The sequence below is a fragment of the Bacillus sp. JJ783 genome (assembly GCF_036963225.1).
Lineage (GTDB): Bacteria > Bacillota > Bacilli > Bacillales > Bacillaceae_G > Bacillus_A > Bacillus_A cereus_U.
The window spans coordinates 1-16,635 of record NZ_JBALMG010000156.1; the positions used below are offsets into that span (position 1 = coordinate 1).

The window sequence follows — 16,635 nt, forward strand, 5'->3', positions numbered from 1 at the left end:
GTAAAGAAAGCCGCATCCTTGCTCAGGATGCGGCTTTCTTTACAGGGAGATAAGGGATCAAAGAAATGATGAAGTCTTATCTCTTTTATAGGAGTAAAGGGTCTAGAATGAATTTTGTCCTTGTCATTATTTGTTTAACTCCATTGCAACCTGTTTCCCATTTACGAAAACCTCTGCCACCGCTACTAAAACTTCCATCACTTTTTTCATATCTTATCTCTCCTTGTTTTTTGTTTTATTTCTTACTTTTAGTATAAGGAAATGCAGTAATTGCAACCATCGAATTGGATGACAAGAGACTTACAGTGTTGTAAGGATAATAGTTTTAGTTTGTAATAAATGTGATTTCGAATATCGATTCAGAAATTTCTGTCGTTTTGAATTATAATTAGAAAGAGAATGGTTTAGAAAGAAGAGGATAATATGAAAAGAATTCTTGTTATTAGTGATATTCATGGAGAAATAGAAAAGTTCGAACAATTATTGGAAGAAGCTCACTACGATGCAAAACAGGATCAACTAATTTTATTGGGGGATTATGTAGATCGTGGCCCGAATGCACGTGCTGTAATTGAAAAGGTGAAAGATTTAAAAGAAGAAGGAGCGTTCGTTTTAAAGGGGAATCATGAAGATATGATGATTAAAGCGTTAACGACTGATGAGGAACGTTCATGGAACCATTGGGTAAAAAGCAATGGTGGGGATAAAACATTATATAGCTATGGGTTCGTAGAAGAAGACATTGCGGTTAATGAGGAGGACTTCCAAAAGCCGATTTTAAAATCTCATGTATTAGAGGAACATGTAAAGTTTATTCAAGAATTAGATCATTACATTGAAACAGAAGAGTATATATTTGTACATGCTGGTGTTGAGCCAATGAAACAAGTTTCTGAATCTGAACCGTACACGTTAATGTGGATCCGTAATGAGTTTCATAGTGGGTATAGTGGCGAAAAGGTTGTTGTATTTGGCCATACGGAAACAAAAACGCTTCATGGTAGTGAGAATTGCGGAGTGTATTTTGGTAGTAATCGTATTATTGGAATTGATGGCGGGGCTGTGTATGGTGGTCAGTTAAATTGTTTGGAGTTGCCGAGTAAAAAGGTGTATGTAGTAAAAAATTGAAAGAGATAAGGGCAATCTTATTTCTTTCAATTTTTTATTAAGCGAAATTTAAGAAAGAGCTTTTATAATAAAGGTTTAAAATTCTCTATCGAGCAAAAATTCAGCAGGGGATATGTGGGAATGGAATTACATGATATGATTACATTCTTTCGTTAGGAAGAGAAGAAATGTAATAATAAATAGAATTGAACTATATTGTGGAAGGTGAGAAAGGCCGATGCGCTTACTTGTAGTAGAAGATAATGCTTCTTTATTGGAGTCCATAGTACAAATTTTACGTGATGAATTTGAAGTGGATACGGCAATGAATGGGGAAGATGGTTTATTTTTAGCATTACAAAATATATATGATGCGATATTACTTGATGTCATGATGCCAGAAATGGATGGATTTGAAGTTATCCAAAAAATACGAGATGAAAAGATTGAAACGCCAGTTTTATTTTTAACAGCGAAAGATTCTTTGGAGGATCGAGTTAAAGGCTTAGATTTTGGCGGGGATGATTATCTCGTTAAGCCGTTTCAAGCACCGGAACTAAAAGCGAGAATTCGTGCTCTATTAAGACGAAGTGGTAGTTTAACAACAAAGCAGACAATTCGTTATAAAGGAATCGAATTGTTTGGAAAAGACAAAGGCGTGCAAGTCGATGGGCAAGCAATTAAGTTGACCTTAAAACAGTATGAACTTCTAGAGTACCTCATTCAAAATAGCGGTAAAATTTTAATGCGTGAACAAATTTTTGATCGTGTTTGGGGATTTGATTCAGATACAACAGTAGCTATCGTAGAAGTGTATGTTCATCACTTACGTAAAAAATTAGAGCCATTCGGTTATCAGAAAGATATTCAAACTGTTCGTGGTATTGGATATATATTAAAAGAACAATGAAAAAGGGAAGTATGTTTCAAAAAACACGTATTCGTCTGACTATAGTAAACTCATTAGTATTTATCCTATTAATAGGAGTATTAGGGAGTATTATTTATTCCTACACATATAAGCGCATTTATAATGAAGTAGATACATCCATAGAAAAAATGGTTCAGCATAGAGAGATTTCAGATGATAAAAAACTACCTAAAAAAATAAGGGGATATTTTCCAATTGGGGATCCGAGGATAATAGAGTTAACTTGGAGTGGAAATAGAGTGGAGATAGGTGGCGAAAACGGCAAACGCCGTTTTATCTTTGAAGACAATTTGGAAAAGTTTTCTCCAAAAAAATTAGGATCTTTGCAAGATATTGAAGTGCAAGGGCTATATTTTAGAACGTTCGCGTTTCAAAAAGATGGAAAAATAGTTCAAATCGTACGCGATATAACAGCTGAAGAAGAAATGCTAAATACTTTATTTTTAATTCTTGTTATAGGTTGTAGTGTAGGGAGTGTATGTGCAATAGGAATCGGCTTTTTCTTAGCTGGGAGGGCACTTGTACCCATTCAAAATTCATGGGAGAAACAGCAGCAGTTCGTTTCTGATGCATCACATGAATTAAGGACACCACTTGCGGTTATTCAATCAAAAACAGATATATTATTCCAGTCACCATCTGCGACGATAGAAGAAAAAGCGATGGATATTTCTACGATTTCAAAGGAGTGTAGACGGTTATCGAAGCTCGTAGCTAATTTATTATTGTTAGCACGTTCGGATTCTAATCAAATCGAGATGGATAAGAAAACATTTGAGATGGGTAAATTGTTAGAAGAAATAGTAGATCCATATAAAGAAATTGCTTCTTATCAAGAAAAAGCGATGATATTAAAAGTAGAACGTGACATATCGTTTATTGGCGATAGAGAGAGAATCCATCAATTGATGGTCATATTGCTAGATAATGCGATGAAGTATACGAATGAAGGTGGGCATATTCAAATTAATTGTATGCAAACGAGTAGTTCAATTCGCATACAAGTGAAAGATAACGGGATAGGAGTTAAAGAAGGGGATATTCCAAAGTTATTTGATCGTTTTTATCAAGGAGATAAAGCGAGAAGTCCATCAGAAGGAGCGGGATTAGGTCTTTCAATCGCTAATTGGATTGTAGAAAAGCATTATGGGAAAATATCGGTAGAGAGCAAATGGGGAGAAGGAACTTGTTTTGAAGTGATTTTCCCAAAAAATCAAAGATTATAAGTGAGAAGACGACCTTGTTTTTACAAGGTCGTCTTTTTTAAGGGAAAGTTAAGGAATAACTTGTAGCATGTATTACATAATGGAAACTTGTGATGGAAGGAAAAGCTGTAAGGTTTTTTGAATGAACTGGATAAATCAAAAGGTTATTTCTAACAGAGAGGAAGTTTATGTATAGTATAAAAAAAATTATGGGAAAGCTGGAAAAAGAAAGCGTGAGAGGGAGGAAGAAGTCTTGAAAAAGAAAATGATGACGGTATTTACTATTGGAGTAATGAGTTTAAGTATATTAGGGGGTGCCTCTCCTTCTGGAATGACAAAAGGAAAGACAGATTACACGCAGCGTAGTAAAGAACAATTAAATGATGGAAAAATACATGCAATGCATACGGAAGAAAAAGCGGAAAAGTTAGGTATTGAAACGGATGGGAAAGAACAAATTACGTTAGAAAAAGAAATTCATGAGACGGAAGTAGGAAGAGAAGCTGATCAATTAGGTATCTCGGCAGAAGGAAAAGATGTTGGAATTCTTTCAGAAGAAATTTATGAAACAAAAGTGAGGCAAGAAGCGTTGAAACTAGGAATATCTATAGAGAATACGTCGATTGTAAGTTTAATTGATCAAATTAATAAGATTAAAATTAATAATGAAGCAGAAAAGCTTGGTGTTTCAACTGAAGGAAAAGAAATAGAAGAAATTGAGGAAGAAATCTACGGCACGAAAGTTAGAGAAGAAGCAGAAAAGCTAGGTATTGCTCAACAAGGAAAAGAGATGGAAGGGTTAGCGCAAGAAGTGTACGAACAAAAAGTACAGGAAGAAGCAAAAAAATATCATATTGATTTATATGGCAAAGATATATATCAAGTATTAAGAGAAATAAATGAGCAAAAGGTAATAGAGATAGCAGAGGAGCTTAATATGGATAGAACGAATATGGGCATTCAAGAGCTAGCGGAAAAAATAAAACGAGAACAACCTGAAAAAGGGAACGAACTAAAATTTATACCAATGATTCAAACAGATGCAGATGCGTTTTATTCGTATTTAACGAATTAAAAAGGGCGTGAGAGTGATACGAAAATGGAAGTGGTATATATGTATTACCGTACTATGTATAGGAATATGGTGGGCATATACAAATGGGATTACAACGTATGTGGAGAAAGTAAAGGGGTTACTATTATCAAGTATACAAAGTCAAAAACGAATAGAGTTTAGTAATAACGATGAAACAGTCATGTTATCAAATGTGCCCTTAATTCAGCAGTTACCAGAGCTAGAGAGAGGCTGCGAAGTAACAAGTTTAGCGATGATGTTACAATACGCGGGTGTTTCTGTAGATAAGATGAAATTGGCGAGTGAAATAAAAAAAGTTAATTTTTTAGACGATGGTGTAAGAGGAAATCCGAATGAAGGATTTGTTGGGAACATTTATACGTTTTCTGAATCGGGATACGGTGTATATCATGGACCACTTTTTCAATTAGCGAAAAAGTATTTACCGAATGAAGCTGTTGATTTAACAGGGAAGGGTATAGAAGAAATTTATAAGAGTGTAAATAATGGACAACCGGTAGTCATGATTACGAATGCAACATATGCACCGCTAGATGAGGATGAATTCACTATATGGGAAACAAACGGTGGAGATGTTTCTATTACTTATAATGAACATTGTGTTGTTCTTGTTGGATATGATAAGGAGTATGTATATATTCGCGATCCTCTTAATGAGAGCTTGGATGTAAAGGTGCCAAGAGGAAGCTTTGAACAGGCATGGATGCAGATGGGAAGTCAGGCAATTAGTTATGTAAAAGGTGTTGTTAAGAAGCGAAAGTGATATGAAACAAGAGAACTTCTATATGGGGTTCTCTTATTCTGTAAGTTAATCTTTTTAAAAATAACTAAATATGCAGAAATGCATAATTGAGCAAAATAATACATGTTATTATTATATATTGTTTCCAAAGTTGTTGAAATAACGAAGAGTGCAGCGGCTGTAGAAGAATAAGTTTATTTGATGGAAGAAGAAAAGAACTATAAGAAACGACTGTAAATTTAAAGTATAATAACAGCAAATAAGTAAGGTGAAAATGATACCACCTTACTTATTTTTCTATTTAATAACTAGGGGAGCTATTGAAGGAATGAGAAAAAGAAAAAAACTATGGAATTTATGGAAAACGATTACATTATTAGTGTGTACAGTTGTAATTTTTTCTTTACTCGTAACAGATATTTTAATTAGCCATAATGTTGAACGAACGACAGAAGAAAGCCAGGCAGAGAAGGCAAAAACGATTGCACGTATTGTGGCAAATGATTCTATTGTAATTGATGGATTGGCGGGGAAGGTAGATACCTCCTTGATTCAAGTGTATACAAATAAGATATTAAAGAGTACGGATGTTCAATTTATTGTAGTTATGGATATGAATGGAATCCGGAAATCTCACCCCAATCCTCAAAAAATAGGGCAACATTTCATTGGAGGAGATGAAGGAACGGCATTGAAGGGAAAGGAACATGTGTCGTTAGCAGAAGGAACTTTAGGGGTCTCTATGAGAGTATTTATACCGGTTTTTTCTGAAACAGGGGAACAACTTGGAGCGGTTGCGGTTGGAATTTCAGCAGATAATGTAAAAGAGCGAGTTAAGGAAAGTAGACATATTATGTATATCGGTGTTGGAGTTGGAGTGTTAGTTGGCATTATAGGAGCGATATTGCTAGCTAGACATATAAAGAAAAGTTTATTTGGTCTTGAGCCGCATAGGATAGCGAAAATTCTTGAAGAAAGAAATACGATGTTACAATCGGTCAAAGAAGGTATTATTGCTGTGGATAAAGAAGCGAAAGTAACGTTAATTAATAATGAAGCAAAACGGCTATTTAAGAAAAGTGGACTTGAAGAAGACTTTATTGGTAAAGATGTTGAATTGTATATGCCGAATTCACGTATAAAAGAAGTGTTGCAAACAGGAGAGGTACAATTAAACGAAGAACAAAAGATTTATGGGATTACGATTGTTACTAATCGTGTTCCTTTATATGTAAAAGGAGAAATAGTTGGTGCAATTGCAACATTTCGTGATAAAACAGAAATTAGAAAATTAGCAGAAGAATTAACTGGTATTAGGCTATATGCGGAAGCATTACGGGCTCAATCTCATGAATTTATGAATAAAATGCATGTCGTATTAGGGCTAACACATATGAAACAGTATGAAGAATTGCAGAAATATGTAAGTAGTATGGTATCAGAGCATCAATATGAAATGGGGGGGATTATGAAAAAAATTCAAAGCCCAGTATTTGCTGGATTTTTACTAGGTAAACTCAGTTATGCTAGAGAGAAAAATATAAAGTTAATTATAAAAGAAGATTCTTACTTACCAGAAATATATGATGAACGTATCATTCATGAACTGATCACCATTGTCGGAAATTTAATCAATAATGCATTAGACGCAGTGACGAATTGTGAGAAGAAGCAGGTTGAAGTTGGAATACAATATAGGGATACATTAATCATTACAGTACAAGATACGGGGAAGGGCATAAAAGAAGATGAAATTGATGCATTATTTATAAAAGGTTATTCCACAAAGGGTGATAATCGGGGGTATGGTTTGCATCTTGTAAAGGAAAGCATACAGCGAATAAATGGGGAAATTTATGTGCATTCATTGTTAGGAACGGGAACGACAATAACGATTGAAATACCTAAAAGTAGGGATGAGAGATAAGATGATCAAAGTTTTGATTGTAGAAGATGATCCGATGGTTGCGATGTTAAATACGCATTATTTAGAGCAAGTTGGAGGGTTTGAACTGGTCCATGCAGTTAACTCAGTAAAATCGGCGATAGAAGTGTTAGAGAAGTCACGAGTAGACTTCATATTACTTGATATTTTTATGCCTGAGGAGACTGGATTTGAGCTTTTAATGTATATTCGAAATCAAGAAAAAGAAATTGATATTATGATGATTTCAGCTGTACATGATATGGGAAGTATAAAAAAAGCATTACAATATGGAGTTGTAGACTATCTAATTAAACCATTTACATTTGAACGCTTTAAGGAAGCATTAACTGTGTATCGAGAAAAATTTACTTTCATGAAAGAACAACAAAAAATTAGTCAATCGGAATTAGATTCGCTAATTTTACAAAAAGAAAAAAGAGAGTCCTTTGACTATAAAGAGCTTCCGAAAGGATTAACAAAGCAAACATTGCAACTAATTTGGCAGCAAATCAAATCGCTTCACGGACAAGCATTTACAACAGATGAAATGGCGAAATTAGTAGGGATTTCAAGAGTTTCTATTCGAAAGTATGTAATGTTTTTGACTGAAATTGGAGTTTTAGAGAATGAAATGGTGTATCAACATGTGGGAAGGCCGGTAAGTAAATTAAGGTGTATTGACCAAAACAAAATAGACTTTTACGTATAAGCGACTTATTATAGGTCGCTTATACTTTTTTTAATTACAAAAGTAGTTACAAAACTTACAAAAACTATTTTTACTATTGAAAGCGTTTTAATATTGTTATTAAGAAAACAAGGGGGTGCCATATGGGAATTCAAAAGAATGTGGAAGCGGTATCATTTTCTGAGGGAAATGAGGTACAAAGAGAATCGTTCGCTTCTAAAATTATGAATGTAAAAATCGGTGTAATACCTTTACCGTTATATGTAGTATTGGCTGCTATTATTTATGGGGCATCTGTATATAATAAATTACCAGCAGATATGATTGGTGGATTTGCAGTTATTATGATTATGGGTATTTTCTTAGGTGACATTGGGATGAGAATTCCAATTCTAAAAAACATCGGTGGTCCAGCAATTCTTTCATTATTTATTCCATCGTTACTTGTATTTTTCAACTGGATGAATCCAGCTTCAATGGAAGCTGCGACTATGTTAATGAAAAAATCGAACTTTTTATATTTATATATTTCTTGTTTAGTAGTAGGAAGTATTTTGGGAATGAATCGTAAAGTGTTAGTACAAGGTTTCGTTCGCATGTTTATTCCTTTAGTAGTAGGAACATTAGCTTCTATCGCAGTAGGCTTACTAGTAGGTTCACTATTTGGATTTGAAATGAAGCAGACATTCTTCTTTATCATCGTACCAATTGTGAGTGGTGGTATTGGGGAAGGGATTTTACCGCTATCACTAGCTTACGGTGATATTTTAAATGAATCATCAGCAACATTTGTATCACAGCTTATTCCAGCAGCTATTATCGGAAATATGTTTGCAATTGTGAGCGCAGGCTATATGAAGCGTTTAGGTGAGAAGAGACCTGAGCTTAGTGGGAATGGTGTATTAGTAAAAACAGATAATCAAGCAGAGTTATTAAAAGAGCAAAATACAGAAAAGCCAATTGATTTCTCATTAATGGGAGCAGGGTTATTGATTGCATGTACATTCTTTATTTTCGGAGGATTTGCTTCTAAATTTATCGGTATTCCAGGAGCAATTATTATGATTTTTTCAGCAGCACTTGTGAAATACTTTAAATTAATGCCAGCAAAAATGGAGCAAGGTGCATTCCATTTATATAAATTTATTTCAAAGAATTTAACTTGGCCGTTAATGGTTGGTTTAGGATTGCTATATATTCCGTTAAAAGACGTAGCGGCAGTTCTTTCTGTAGGATATGTTGTTGTTTGTGCATCAGTTGTTCTTACAATGGTAGCATCAGGTTTTCTTGTAGGGAAAGTGATGAAAATGTATCCAGTTGAAGCAGCAATTGTAACTGGATGTCATAGTGGTTTAGGTGGAACTGGAGATGTTGCTATTCTATCAGCTTCAAATCGTATGGAATTAATGCCGTTTGCGCAAATTTCAACGCGTTTAGGCGGGGCAGCAGTGGTCGTAACAGCAACAATTTTATTAAAAATGTTTTCATGATTAAAACAAGCTAGCTATATTCGTATAGCTAGCTTGTCAAATTAAGGGGAGATTATAAGTATGTTAGAAAATGAAATTAATGAAAGATCATTATTATTGCATAAAGAGTTAGTAGGGAAAATTGAGATTACAAGTAAAGTAGAAGTGAATTCAGCAGATGATTTAAGTCTGACTTATACACCAGGGGTAGCTGAGTCTTGTAAAGCAATTGCAGCAGATGAAGAAACAGCGTATGACTATACAGCAAGAGGGAACATGGTGGCAGTTGTTTCAGATGGAACAGCAGTACTAGGTTTAGGGAATATTGGACCGAAAGCGGCTATGCCTGTTATGGAAGGGAAAAGTATTTTATTTAAGAAGTTTGCGAATGTAGATGCTTTCCCGCTATGTTTAGGGACGACTGATGTGGATGAAATCGTTACCCTTGTGAAAAATCTAGAGCCTACATTTGCAGGTATTAATTTAGAGGATATTGCAGCACCACGCTGTTTTGAAATTGAAAAACGATTAAAAGAAGAAACGAATATTCCTGTATTTCATGATGATCAGCATGGGACGGCTATTGTCGTTTTAGCAGCTGTTATTAATGCATTAAAAGTTGTAAGTAAACAAATGGATGATGTGAAAATTGTTATTAACGGTGCGGGTTCGGCAGGAATTGCAATTGGAAAATTATTATTAAAAGCTGGCGCAAAACACATTACGTTAGTTAGTTTAGAAGGTATTGTTTGTGAAGGTGAAACATGGATGAACGAAGCGCAAATCGAAGTTTCACAGAAGACAAATCGAGAATATGTACGTGGAACATTAAAGGAAGCGATTCATCAAGCTGATATTTTCATCGGTGTATCTGCTCCAAACGTATTAACGAAAGAACTTATACAGACGATGAACGAGAAACCAATTGTGTTTGCAATGGCGAATCCAATTCCAGAAATATTCCCAGAGGACGCATTAGAAGCTGGGGCAGCTGTAGTAGGAACTGGGCGTTCTGATTATTCGAATCAAGTAAATAATGTATTGGCGTTCCCTGGAATATTCCGCGGTGCGTTAGATGTACGTGCGACTGATATTACAGAAGAGATGAAATTAGCGGCAGCATATGGGATCGCTAACATAATTACAGACGAAGAGCGTAATGCGAATTATGTAATTCCAAATCCATTAGATAAAAGAGTTGTTCCAAGTGTTGCAGAAGTAGTAGCGAAAGCAGCCATTGATTCAGGGGTGGCGCAAATTACGAAAATGCCAAGTTATAGATAGTCAAAAGCAGTGCCTTAAAAAGGCACTGCTTTTTTTGAGATAAGAAATCAAAATAATGAAGAAGGATAGAATTATTTATGTCCCTTCATTATTTATTTAATTCCATTGCAACTTGTTTACCATTTACTAAAACCTCAGTTACTGCTACGATCACTTCTATCATTTTTTTCATCTCTCATCTCTCCTCGCTTCATTTCTTACTTTAAGTATAAGAGAAGAGAGAGAATCCAACTATTGAAGTACGTGACGTAGAAATTACATTGTTGTAAGGAAGTGTTCCAGTTTTGTCACTTTATTCGGCAGTGATTACAAATTGATCATAATATCTTTCATTCACATATATGTTTAATACCCATAATCCAGATGAAGGTAGTGACATTACGAGAGGGAGTTCTTTTATTGTAGTATCGATTGTATTTGAAGTAGTCCAATTTGGTTCGGAAGTTTCTTTTGGAACGATTATTGGTGTTGGAAGGATAGAGCCTTGTTTTAAAGCAATAATAGATAGTTTTCCAGTTGGCATTTTAGGATCTAGGAAGAACCACATTATTTCATTTTGCTCATTTGCGATAATAGAGCTATCAGCCATTGCAATTTTTCCTTCAATGCCTTTTAACGGTATTTTTCCTTCTACGAATGATGGCGCTTCTTCCCAATTTACACCTTTTAGGACACTAAGATGAAAAAAGGAAGGTGCGTTAATTTGAGAGGATGACGTTTCTAGTACTTCTTTTTTAGGTACATTTGAATCGGGTTGCACTTGCGCGCAGCCAGTGATGAGGAAGGAGAAAAGTAGCATATTTCCGATTTTTTTCATGGTGCCACACTCCTAATTTTTATTGTTAGTGTAATTGTATTTGCTAGAAGACGAGACAATTCCTTTAAATCATAAAAAGAGGTCGTAAGTTTTGTACGACCTCTTTTGACATTTTCTATCCCGATTGGTGCGGGCTAATAATCAGTGGGGGATGGAACGCCCCTACTGATTAAAGTTTCACTTTATATTTGTTCAGTTGAAAAGGTTGGTTCTCTTTCTTTTTGAGGCATTGTTAAGAAAATAACAGAAAGAACGATACATACTCCGCCTAATAATTGATATGCTCCAAAGGATTCATTAAGCCAAGCGATTGAAACGATGGCAGCTACAAGTGGTTCAATGCTAGATAAAATACTTGTTTCTGTTGCTGCTAAATATTTAAGACTCCCGATATAAAGAAGGAAAGAAAGAGTGCCACTTATAATGATAAGAATAAGCATAGAAAAAGTTTGAAATGTGAAAGTTTGCGAAATCTGATTCCATCCAAAAGAACGATTACAAATAAGCAGTGCAATCCCTCCAATTAACATCCCCCAGCCAATTACTATAGTTGTTCCGCATTCTTTAATAAGAGAAGCCGGATGAAGGGTATAAAACGCAAAACCAATCGCTGTTAATAGGCCGAAAGTAATAGCTGCTTTAGATAAAACAATATTTTCAATTGAACCGTTTGTAATAATAAAGTATGTCCCTGTTAGAGCAGTTATAATTGCGAGTATTTGCATAGAAGCAGGGAATTTCTTTTGCTCAAACGCAACGTAAATGGTAATAAGAACAGGACCTAGAAATTGAAATAGTGTTGCCGTTACGGCATTACTAATATGAACTGTTTCGATAAAAGCGTACTGCGCACCAAGCATGCCAAGAATAGAGAAAATTATAAGTTGTATAAAGTGTTTAGGATGTTTCCAAATGTGAAATATGTTTTGTTTTTTAATAAGCAAGAAAGCCAAAATGAATATTCCTGCGAGTAACAGGCGAATTGTTAAAAAATCAATTGATGATACGTTCGTATGTTGAAATAGCCACTGAATCATGGGACCAGATAATCCCCATAGGTTAGCTCCTGTAATAATCATCATAAGTCCGATGCGTCTACCATTGTTCATTATCATGCATCTCCTCTCTAGTATTTGATTATTAATGTGTTACATGATAAAAGGAATTATATAGAACTTCTGGTACTGTAAAAAGTATCAGTTATGTATTTTTGGGAGGGGTCAGATGTTGTGTTAGAACTAACGCCTAATTTGAGTGCAAATAGTAAGACAGCATTGTATGTACAATTGTATGAGTATATAAAAAAAGAGATTAAAGATGGAACGATTCCGGCCTTTACGAAATTACCGGCTAAGAGGAAGCTGGCGACATATTTACAAGTGAGTAAAAATACAGTTGAAGCTGCTTATGAGCAACTTCTTGCTGAAGGATATATTGAGTCGATTTCTAGAAAAGGTTATTTTGTATGTGAAATCGAGCAAATGATTCATGTGGAAGGCAGCGAAGAGGTAATAGGAGAAGCGCCTTTTCAAGATAAGAAGTATAAATTTGATTTCACTCAAACGGGTGTGGATACTAATACTTTTCCGTTTCATGTATATCGAAAAATTACGAACGAGGTATGGCAATTTGAAAATAAAGATTTACTTTTTATTGGACATCCGCAAGGGGAGGTAAGTTTACGAGAAGAAATCGCGAGCTATTTGTATGAATCTAGAGGTGTACGATGCGTAGCTAGTCAAATTGTAATAGGAGCGGGTACGCAAATATTAGTAAAAATGTTATTTCAGTTGTTAAAGGGAAGTCGTTATGCGGTTGAGAACCCTGGGTACCATCGGAAAATGGTTGTTTTCGAGCAAGGGGAACAAAATGTACAAATGTTATCTTTAGATAGAGATGGAATTCGTATGTCACAGTTAGCGGATAGCCATGCAAATGTTGTATTTGTTACACCTTCGCATCAGTTTCCTTGCGGGATGATTATGCCAATTACGAGAAGAATGCAGCTTTTACAATGGGCGGAAAAAGAAGAAGGAAGATATATTATTGAAGATGATTATGATAGTGAATTTCGCTATTCAGGAAAGCCAATTCCAGCGCTGCAAGGGTTAGATAGAGATGGGAAAGTAATTTATATGGGGACGCTCTCTAAAGCGCTATTACCGTCATTACGGATGAGTTATATGGTGTTGCCAAAATCCCTCATTAAGCAGTATCAGGAGCAATATTTATTTTACACACAAAGCGTTTCAAGAATAGATCAAGAGATCATTAAGAAATTTTTAAATGACGGGCATTGGGAAAAACATATTCATAAAATGCGTGTTGTGTACCGAAAGAAGAGAGACCGTCTTGTTTCGGTAATAGAAAAATATTTTTCTAATCGCATTGAAGTAATAGGGGAAGATTCCGGCCTACATATTTTATTAAAAGTGCATAACGGGATGGAAGAGAAAGAATTAATGGAAGCTGCAGCTGAAAGGAGTATTAAAGTGTATCCTGTTTCGATGTATTATAGGGAAGGGACTTCTCCCAAAAGTACAGTATTACTTGGATTTGCGACTTTATTAGAGGAAGAAATTGAAGAGGCCATTCAATTATTAGATACAGCATGGTTTACAAGAAAGTAAAAAACATCCTCATAAATGGAGGATGTTTTTTTATTATTTTTCTTCATCTAGGAAAAGAACCATATGCTCTTCATCCCAATATTGTCCGTTATATTTTAATGAGCGTTCTTGCACACCAAATGTTTTAAATCCTAATGACTCATAAAGTTTTTTTGCACCATCGTTTCCGACAACAACATCAAGCATAACTTGCTCTACTTCTAGAGATTTAGCAAGTTCAAGACATTCCTTAATAAGTGCTTTTCCTGCTCCAAGTCCGCGTGCTTTTGGAGACACGTATACTGAACCAATTTTCGCTTTATGTTCTTGTTTTACATATGGTTTCGTTTCCAGTGTTGCAACTCCGATTAATTCTCCATCTTTAAATGCACCTAGTGTATAGTTCTCATCTTGTGCTAATTTTTGGGCTTTATATTCAATAGCACACTCTTTATTAATAATATCTTCATAAGAAGAGCTGAAAGCTTCCGGGTTTTGTTTTAACCCTTCTACTCGAAGTTCTAAGTAAATTTCTGCTTCGTCTTTTGTTAATACATGGATATCCAATTATATCACCCTCCAAATCTTTGACAGTTGTACCTATATTTTATATTGAAATAAGAATAATTTCAAAAGCTTAGCTTATATGAGCTGGTTTTATAAATAAAATAGCACCAGTAGTGTTGACTACTACTGGTGATTTCACGCATATATTATTCAAATGGTAATTCAATTATAAATTCTGTTCCGACTTCTAATTCGCTTTTAACTTCGATAGAACCATTATGAAGTTCGACAATTTCCTTTGCAACAGCTAGTCCAATGCCTTTTCCTCCTGTAGCTCGTGTTCTAGATTTATCGACACGGTAAAAGCGATCGAAAATGTGTGAGATATCCTCTTTTGGAATACCTTCACCTTCATCTTGTATACTTATTGTAAAAGTATTCGCACTGGTTAGTACACGTATTGTTATAGAAGTGTTTTCTGGCGAATGTTGATAAGCGTTATGCAATAAATTTAACATTACTTGTTCCATACGCCTTTCATCTATACAAACTTCTAAATCATTTTTACAGTACACATGAATTTCTATTTGTTTGTTTGTTAATGTTGTTTTTGTTTTTTCAACCATTCGTTCTAAAAATGGCCTAAGGAGCATTTTTTGTTTTTTAATAACGAATTGATGTTGCTCTAATTGTACGAGCATAAATAAATCTTGTACGAGATCAGTTACACTATCGGTTTCATCCTCGATGATTTGTAAATACTCTTCACGTTCTTCCTTCGTTAAAGAATCTCTCTTTGCCACTTTCGCATAACCTTTCATATAAGTTAGTGGAGTTAGTAACTCGTGCGCTACACTGGCAAGAAATTCGTTTCGCTCTTTTTTCATATACGTCAGTTCACTAGAAAGTTCCTCAATGGTTGTGGCTAAACTTCCAAGTTCATCATTGCGTTTAATCCCTAATTGAATTGGCTTGTTTAATTTTGACATTTTTTCTGTTGCTCTCTTCATCTTTATAAGAGGATCTGTAATAACTCGAGAAAAAACAAAGACAGAAATAGTTGTTAAAATAAGTGTTAAAATACTCACGATAATGAATTGATTCATGAGTCTAAGTAGCATATCTTCTAAGAAGGATGTTTTTAAGAACATGTGTAATTTGCCTTGAAAGTCTTTTGTATCAATTGGTGTTACTGTTGAGATGAATTTTGATTTTTTCCAATTCTTTTCTACTATTAATCCGCCCCTTTTAACGGGGGCGATTTTACAATGAAGTTGTTTTTGCATATCTTTTGTTACTGTTTCTGAGGCCGAAGTGATTTTTCCATTACTGTCAGTGATAACAATGGCTATATCAGAATTAGTAAGTGCTTCTGTTTCCATTAAGTCTTCAGCGGCACTTTCAATAGAGAAGCCAGAAGAGGTAGGGCGGTTGAGATGTTCAGTATGTTTTCTTTTCTCAGCGTATTTGCCGTATTTGCTCCATTTTGCACGCTGTTCAATCGTATTACGATAGCGATTTCCTTTCTCTAAAAGAGCAAGCGTCTCCTCTTCAACACGCATTTTTGAAAGACTTTTATAAAAAGATACGAAAGCGATTGTCTCAATACATAAAGCTAATATTAAAAAGTATGTCCCAACTTTAAGGGAAAGTTTGCTCATTTTCTCACCATACCTTATTTCATATAAAGTGAAACTTTAATCAGTGGGGATTTATCCATCCCCACTGACAGAAGTAATTATTCATTTTTCCATTTATATCCGACTTTATAGACAGTTTCTAAGTAATCTTCAACTGGAAATCCTTTTTTGCGTAACTTATCCCGTATGTTACGAATATGTGAATCGATAGTTCTATATTCGATGTCTGTTTGATAACCCCAAATCTTTTCGATTAAATCGTCTCGGCTGTAGGCACGGTTTGTATTTTGTAAAAATAGTCCGAGTAACGAAAATTCAATAGGAGTTAGTGAGATTTTTTCATTATAAACTGTAACAGTATGTTTTGTTTTATCCCACTCAATACCATTGAAGCTAACAAAGCCATCTTTCTTTGTACGACGTAATATAGCCTCGATTCGTGCGACTAATACATGTTCATCGAATGGTTTTGTAATATAGTCATCTGCTCCCATGGTCAGGCCTTTGACCATATCATAATTTTGGTTGCGAGCTGTTAGCATAATAATTGGAACGTTGGAAATTTGACGGATTTGATAGCAAGTATCCCACCCATCCATATTTGGCATCATAA

At 34.9% G+C, this 16,635-nt stretch carries 15 protein-coding genes; 10 read left to right on the forward strand and 5 right to left on the reverse strand.

The genetic code is table 11. The annotated features are described in order from the left end of the window. The first annotated feature begins 423 nt into the window (after positions 1-423). The 9 genes from V7038_RS25705 to V7038_RS25745 all read left to right on the forward strand — a co-directional run bounded on the left by V7038_RS25705 (position 424) and on the right by V7038_RS25745 (position 10,449). Positions 424-1,128 (forward strand): metallophosphoesterase family protein, encoded by a 705-nt coding sequence (locus tag V7038_RS25705; protein WP_199661430.1) that lies wholly within the window; start codon positions 424-426, stop codon positions 1,126-1,128. 217 nt (positions 1,129-1,345) lie between these two features. Then, complete coding sequence (locus V7038_RS25710; protein ID WP_286119151.1) at positions 1,346-2,017, forward strand: response regulator transcription factor; 672 nt, start codon at positions 1,346-1,348, stop codon at positions 2,015-2,017. A gap of 11 nt (positions 2,018-2,028) precedes the next feature. Beyond that, positions 2,029-3,264 carry a sensor histidine kinase gene (locus V7038_RS25715; RefSeq protein ID WP_002113939.1) on the forward strand — a complete coding sequence of 412 codons (1,236 nt, stop codon included), beginning with the start codon at positions 2,029-2,031 and terminating at the stop codon, positions 3,262-3,264. Between the two features lie 232 nt (positions 3,265-3,496). Continuing rightward, positions 3,497-4,318 carry a hypothetical protein gene (locus V7038_RS25720; protein ID WP_016103488.1) on the forward strand — a complete coding sequence of 274 codons (822 nt, stop codon included), beginning with the start codon at positions 3,497-3,499 and terminating at the stop codon, positions 4,316-4,318. 43 nt (positions 4,319-4,361) lie between these two features. Next, positions 4,362-5,102 carry a C39 family peptidase gene (locus V7038_RS25725; protein ID WP_033714311.1) on the forward strand — a complete coding sequence of 247 codons (741 nt, stop codon included), beginning with the start codon at positions 4,362-4,364 and terminating at the stop codon, positions 5,100-5,102. Positions 5,103-5,409: 307 nt separating this feature from the next. Next, on the forward strand, positions 5,410-7,008 hold the full coding sequence (locus V7038_RS25730; RefSeq protein WP_286119152.1) for a sensor histidine kinase: 1,599 nt from the start codon (positions 5,410-5,412) through the stop codon (positions 7,006-7,008). 1 nt (position 7,009) lies between these two features. Continuing rightward, on the forward strand, positions 7,010-7,717 hold the full coding sequence (locus V7038_RS25735) for a response regulator (RefSeq protein WP_335695838.1): 708 nt from the start codon (positions 7,010-7,012) through the stop codon (positions 7,715-7,717). Positions 7,718-7,839: 122 nt separating this feature from the next. Next, entirely contained in the window at positions 7,840-9,186 is a 1,347-nt protein-coding gene (locus tag V7038_RS25740; RefSeq protein WP_286119154.1) for a 2-hydroxycarboxylate transporter family protein, read from the forward strand. 60 nt (positions 9,187-9,246) lie between these two features. Beyond that, positions 9,247-10,449 (forward strand): NAD(P)-dependent malic enzyme, encoded by a 1,203-nt coding sequence (locus tag V7038_RS25745; RefSeq protein WP_002201824.1) that lies wholly within the window; start codon positions 9,247-9,249, stop codon positions 10,447-10,449. Between the two features lie 292 nt (positions 10,450-10,741). On the opposite strand, the gene V7038_RS25750 is transcribed toward V7038_RS25745, so the two are convergent. Together V7038_RS25750 and V7038_RS25755 are read right to left on the reverse strand one after the other, a co-directional pair. After that, on the reverse strand, positions 10,742-11,266 hold the full coding sequence (locus tag V7038_RS25750) for a DUF4871 domain-containing protein (RefSeq protein ID WP_286119156.1): 525 nt from the start codon (positions 11,264-11,266) through the stop codon (positions 10,742-10,744). A 182-nt stretch (positions 11,267-11,448) separates the two neighbouring features. Beyond that, positions 11,449-12,375 (reverse strand): DMT family transporter, encoded by a 927-nt coding sequence (locus tag V7038_RS25755; RefSeq protein WP_335695839.1) that lies wholly within the window; start codon positions 12,373-12,375, stop codon positions 11,449-11,451. Positions 12,376-12,495: 120 nt separating this feature from the next. Between V7038_RS25755 and V7038_RS25760 the strand changes: the two genes are divergently transcribed. Next, positions 12,496-13,896, forward strand: coding sequence for a PLP-dependent aminotransferase family protein (locus V7038_RS25760; RefSeq protein WP_070127893.1), 1,401 nt, complete (start codon positions 12,496-12,498; stop codon positions 13,894-13,896). A 33-nt stretch (positions 13,897-13,929) separates the two neighbouring features. Here V7038_RS25760 and V7038_RS25765 read toward each other — a convergent pair whose 3' ends face one another. The 3 genes from V7038_RS25765 to V7038_RS25775 all read right to left on the reverse strand — a co-directional run. Next, positions 13,930-14,442: a GNAT family N-acetyltransferase gene (locus V7038_RS25765; protein ID WP_000351210.1), complete on the reverse strand. Its 513-nt coding sequence runs from the start codon at positions 14,440-14,442 to the stop codon at positions 13,930-13,932. A gap of 146 nt (positions 14,443-14,588) precedes the next feature. Further along, positions 14,589-16,043: a sensor histidine kinase gene (locus V7038_RS25770; RefSeq protein ID WP_335695840.1), complete on the reverse strand. Its 1,455-nt coding sequence runs from the start codon at positions 16,041-16,043 to the stop codon at positions 14,589-14,591. Between the two features lie 77 nt (positions 16,044-16,120). Continuing rightward, the coding region (locus V7038_RS25775; RefSeq protein ID WP_335695841.1) for a response regulator transcription factor at positions 16,121-16,635 on the reverse strand (515 nt) is incomplete at its 5' end.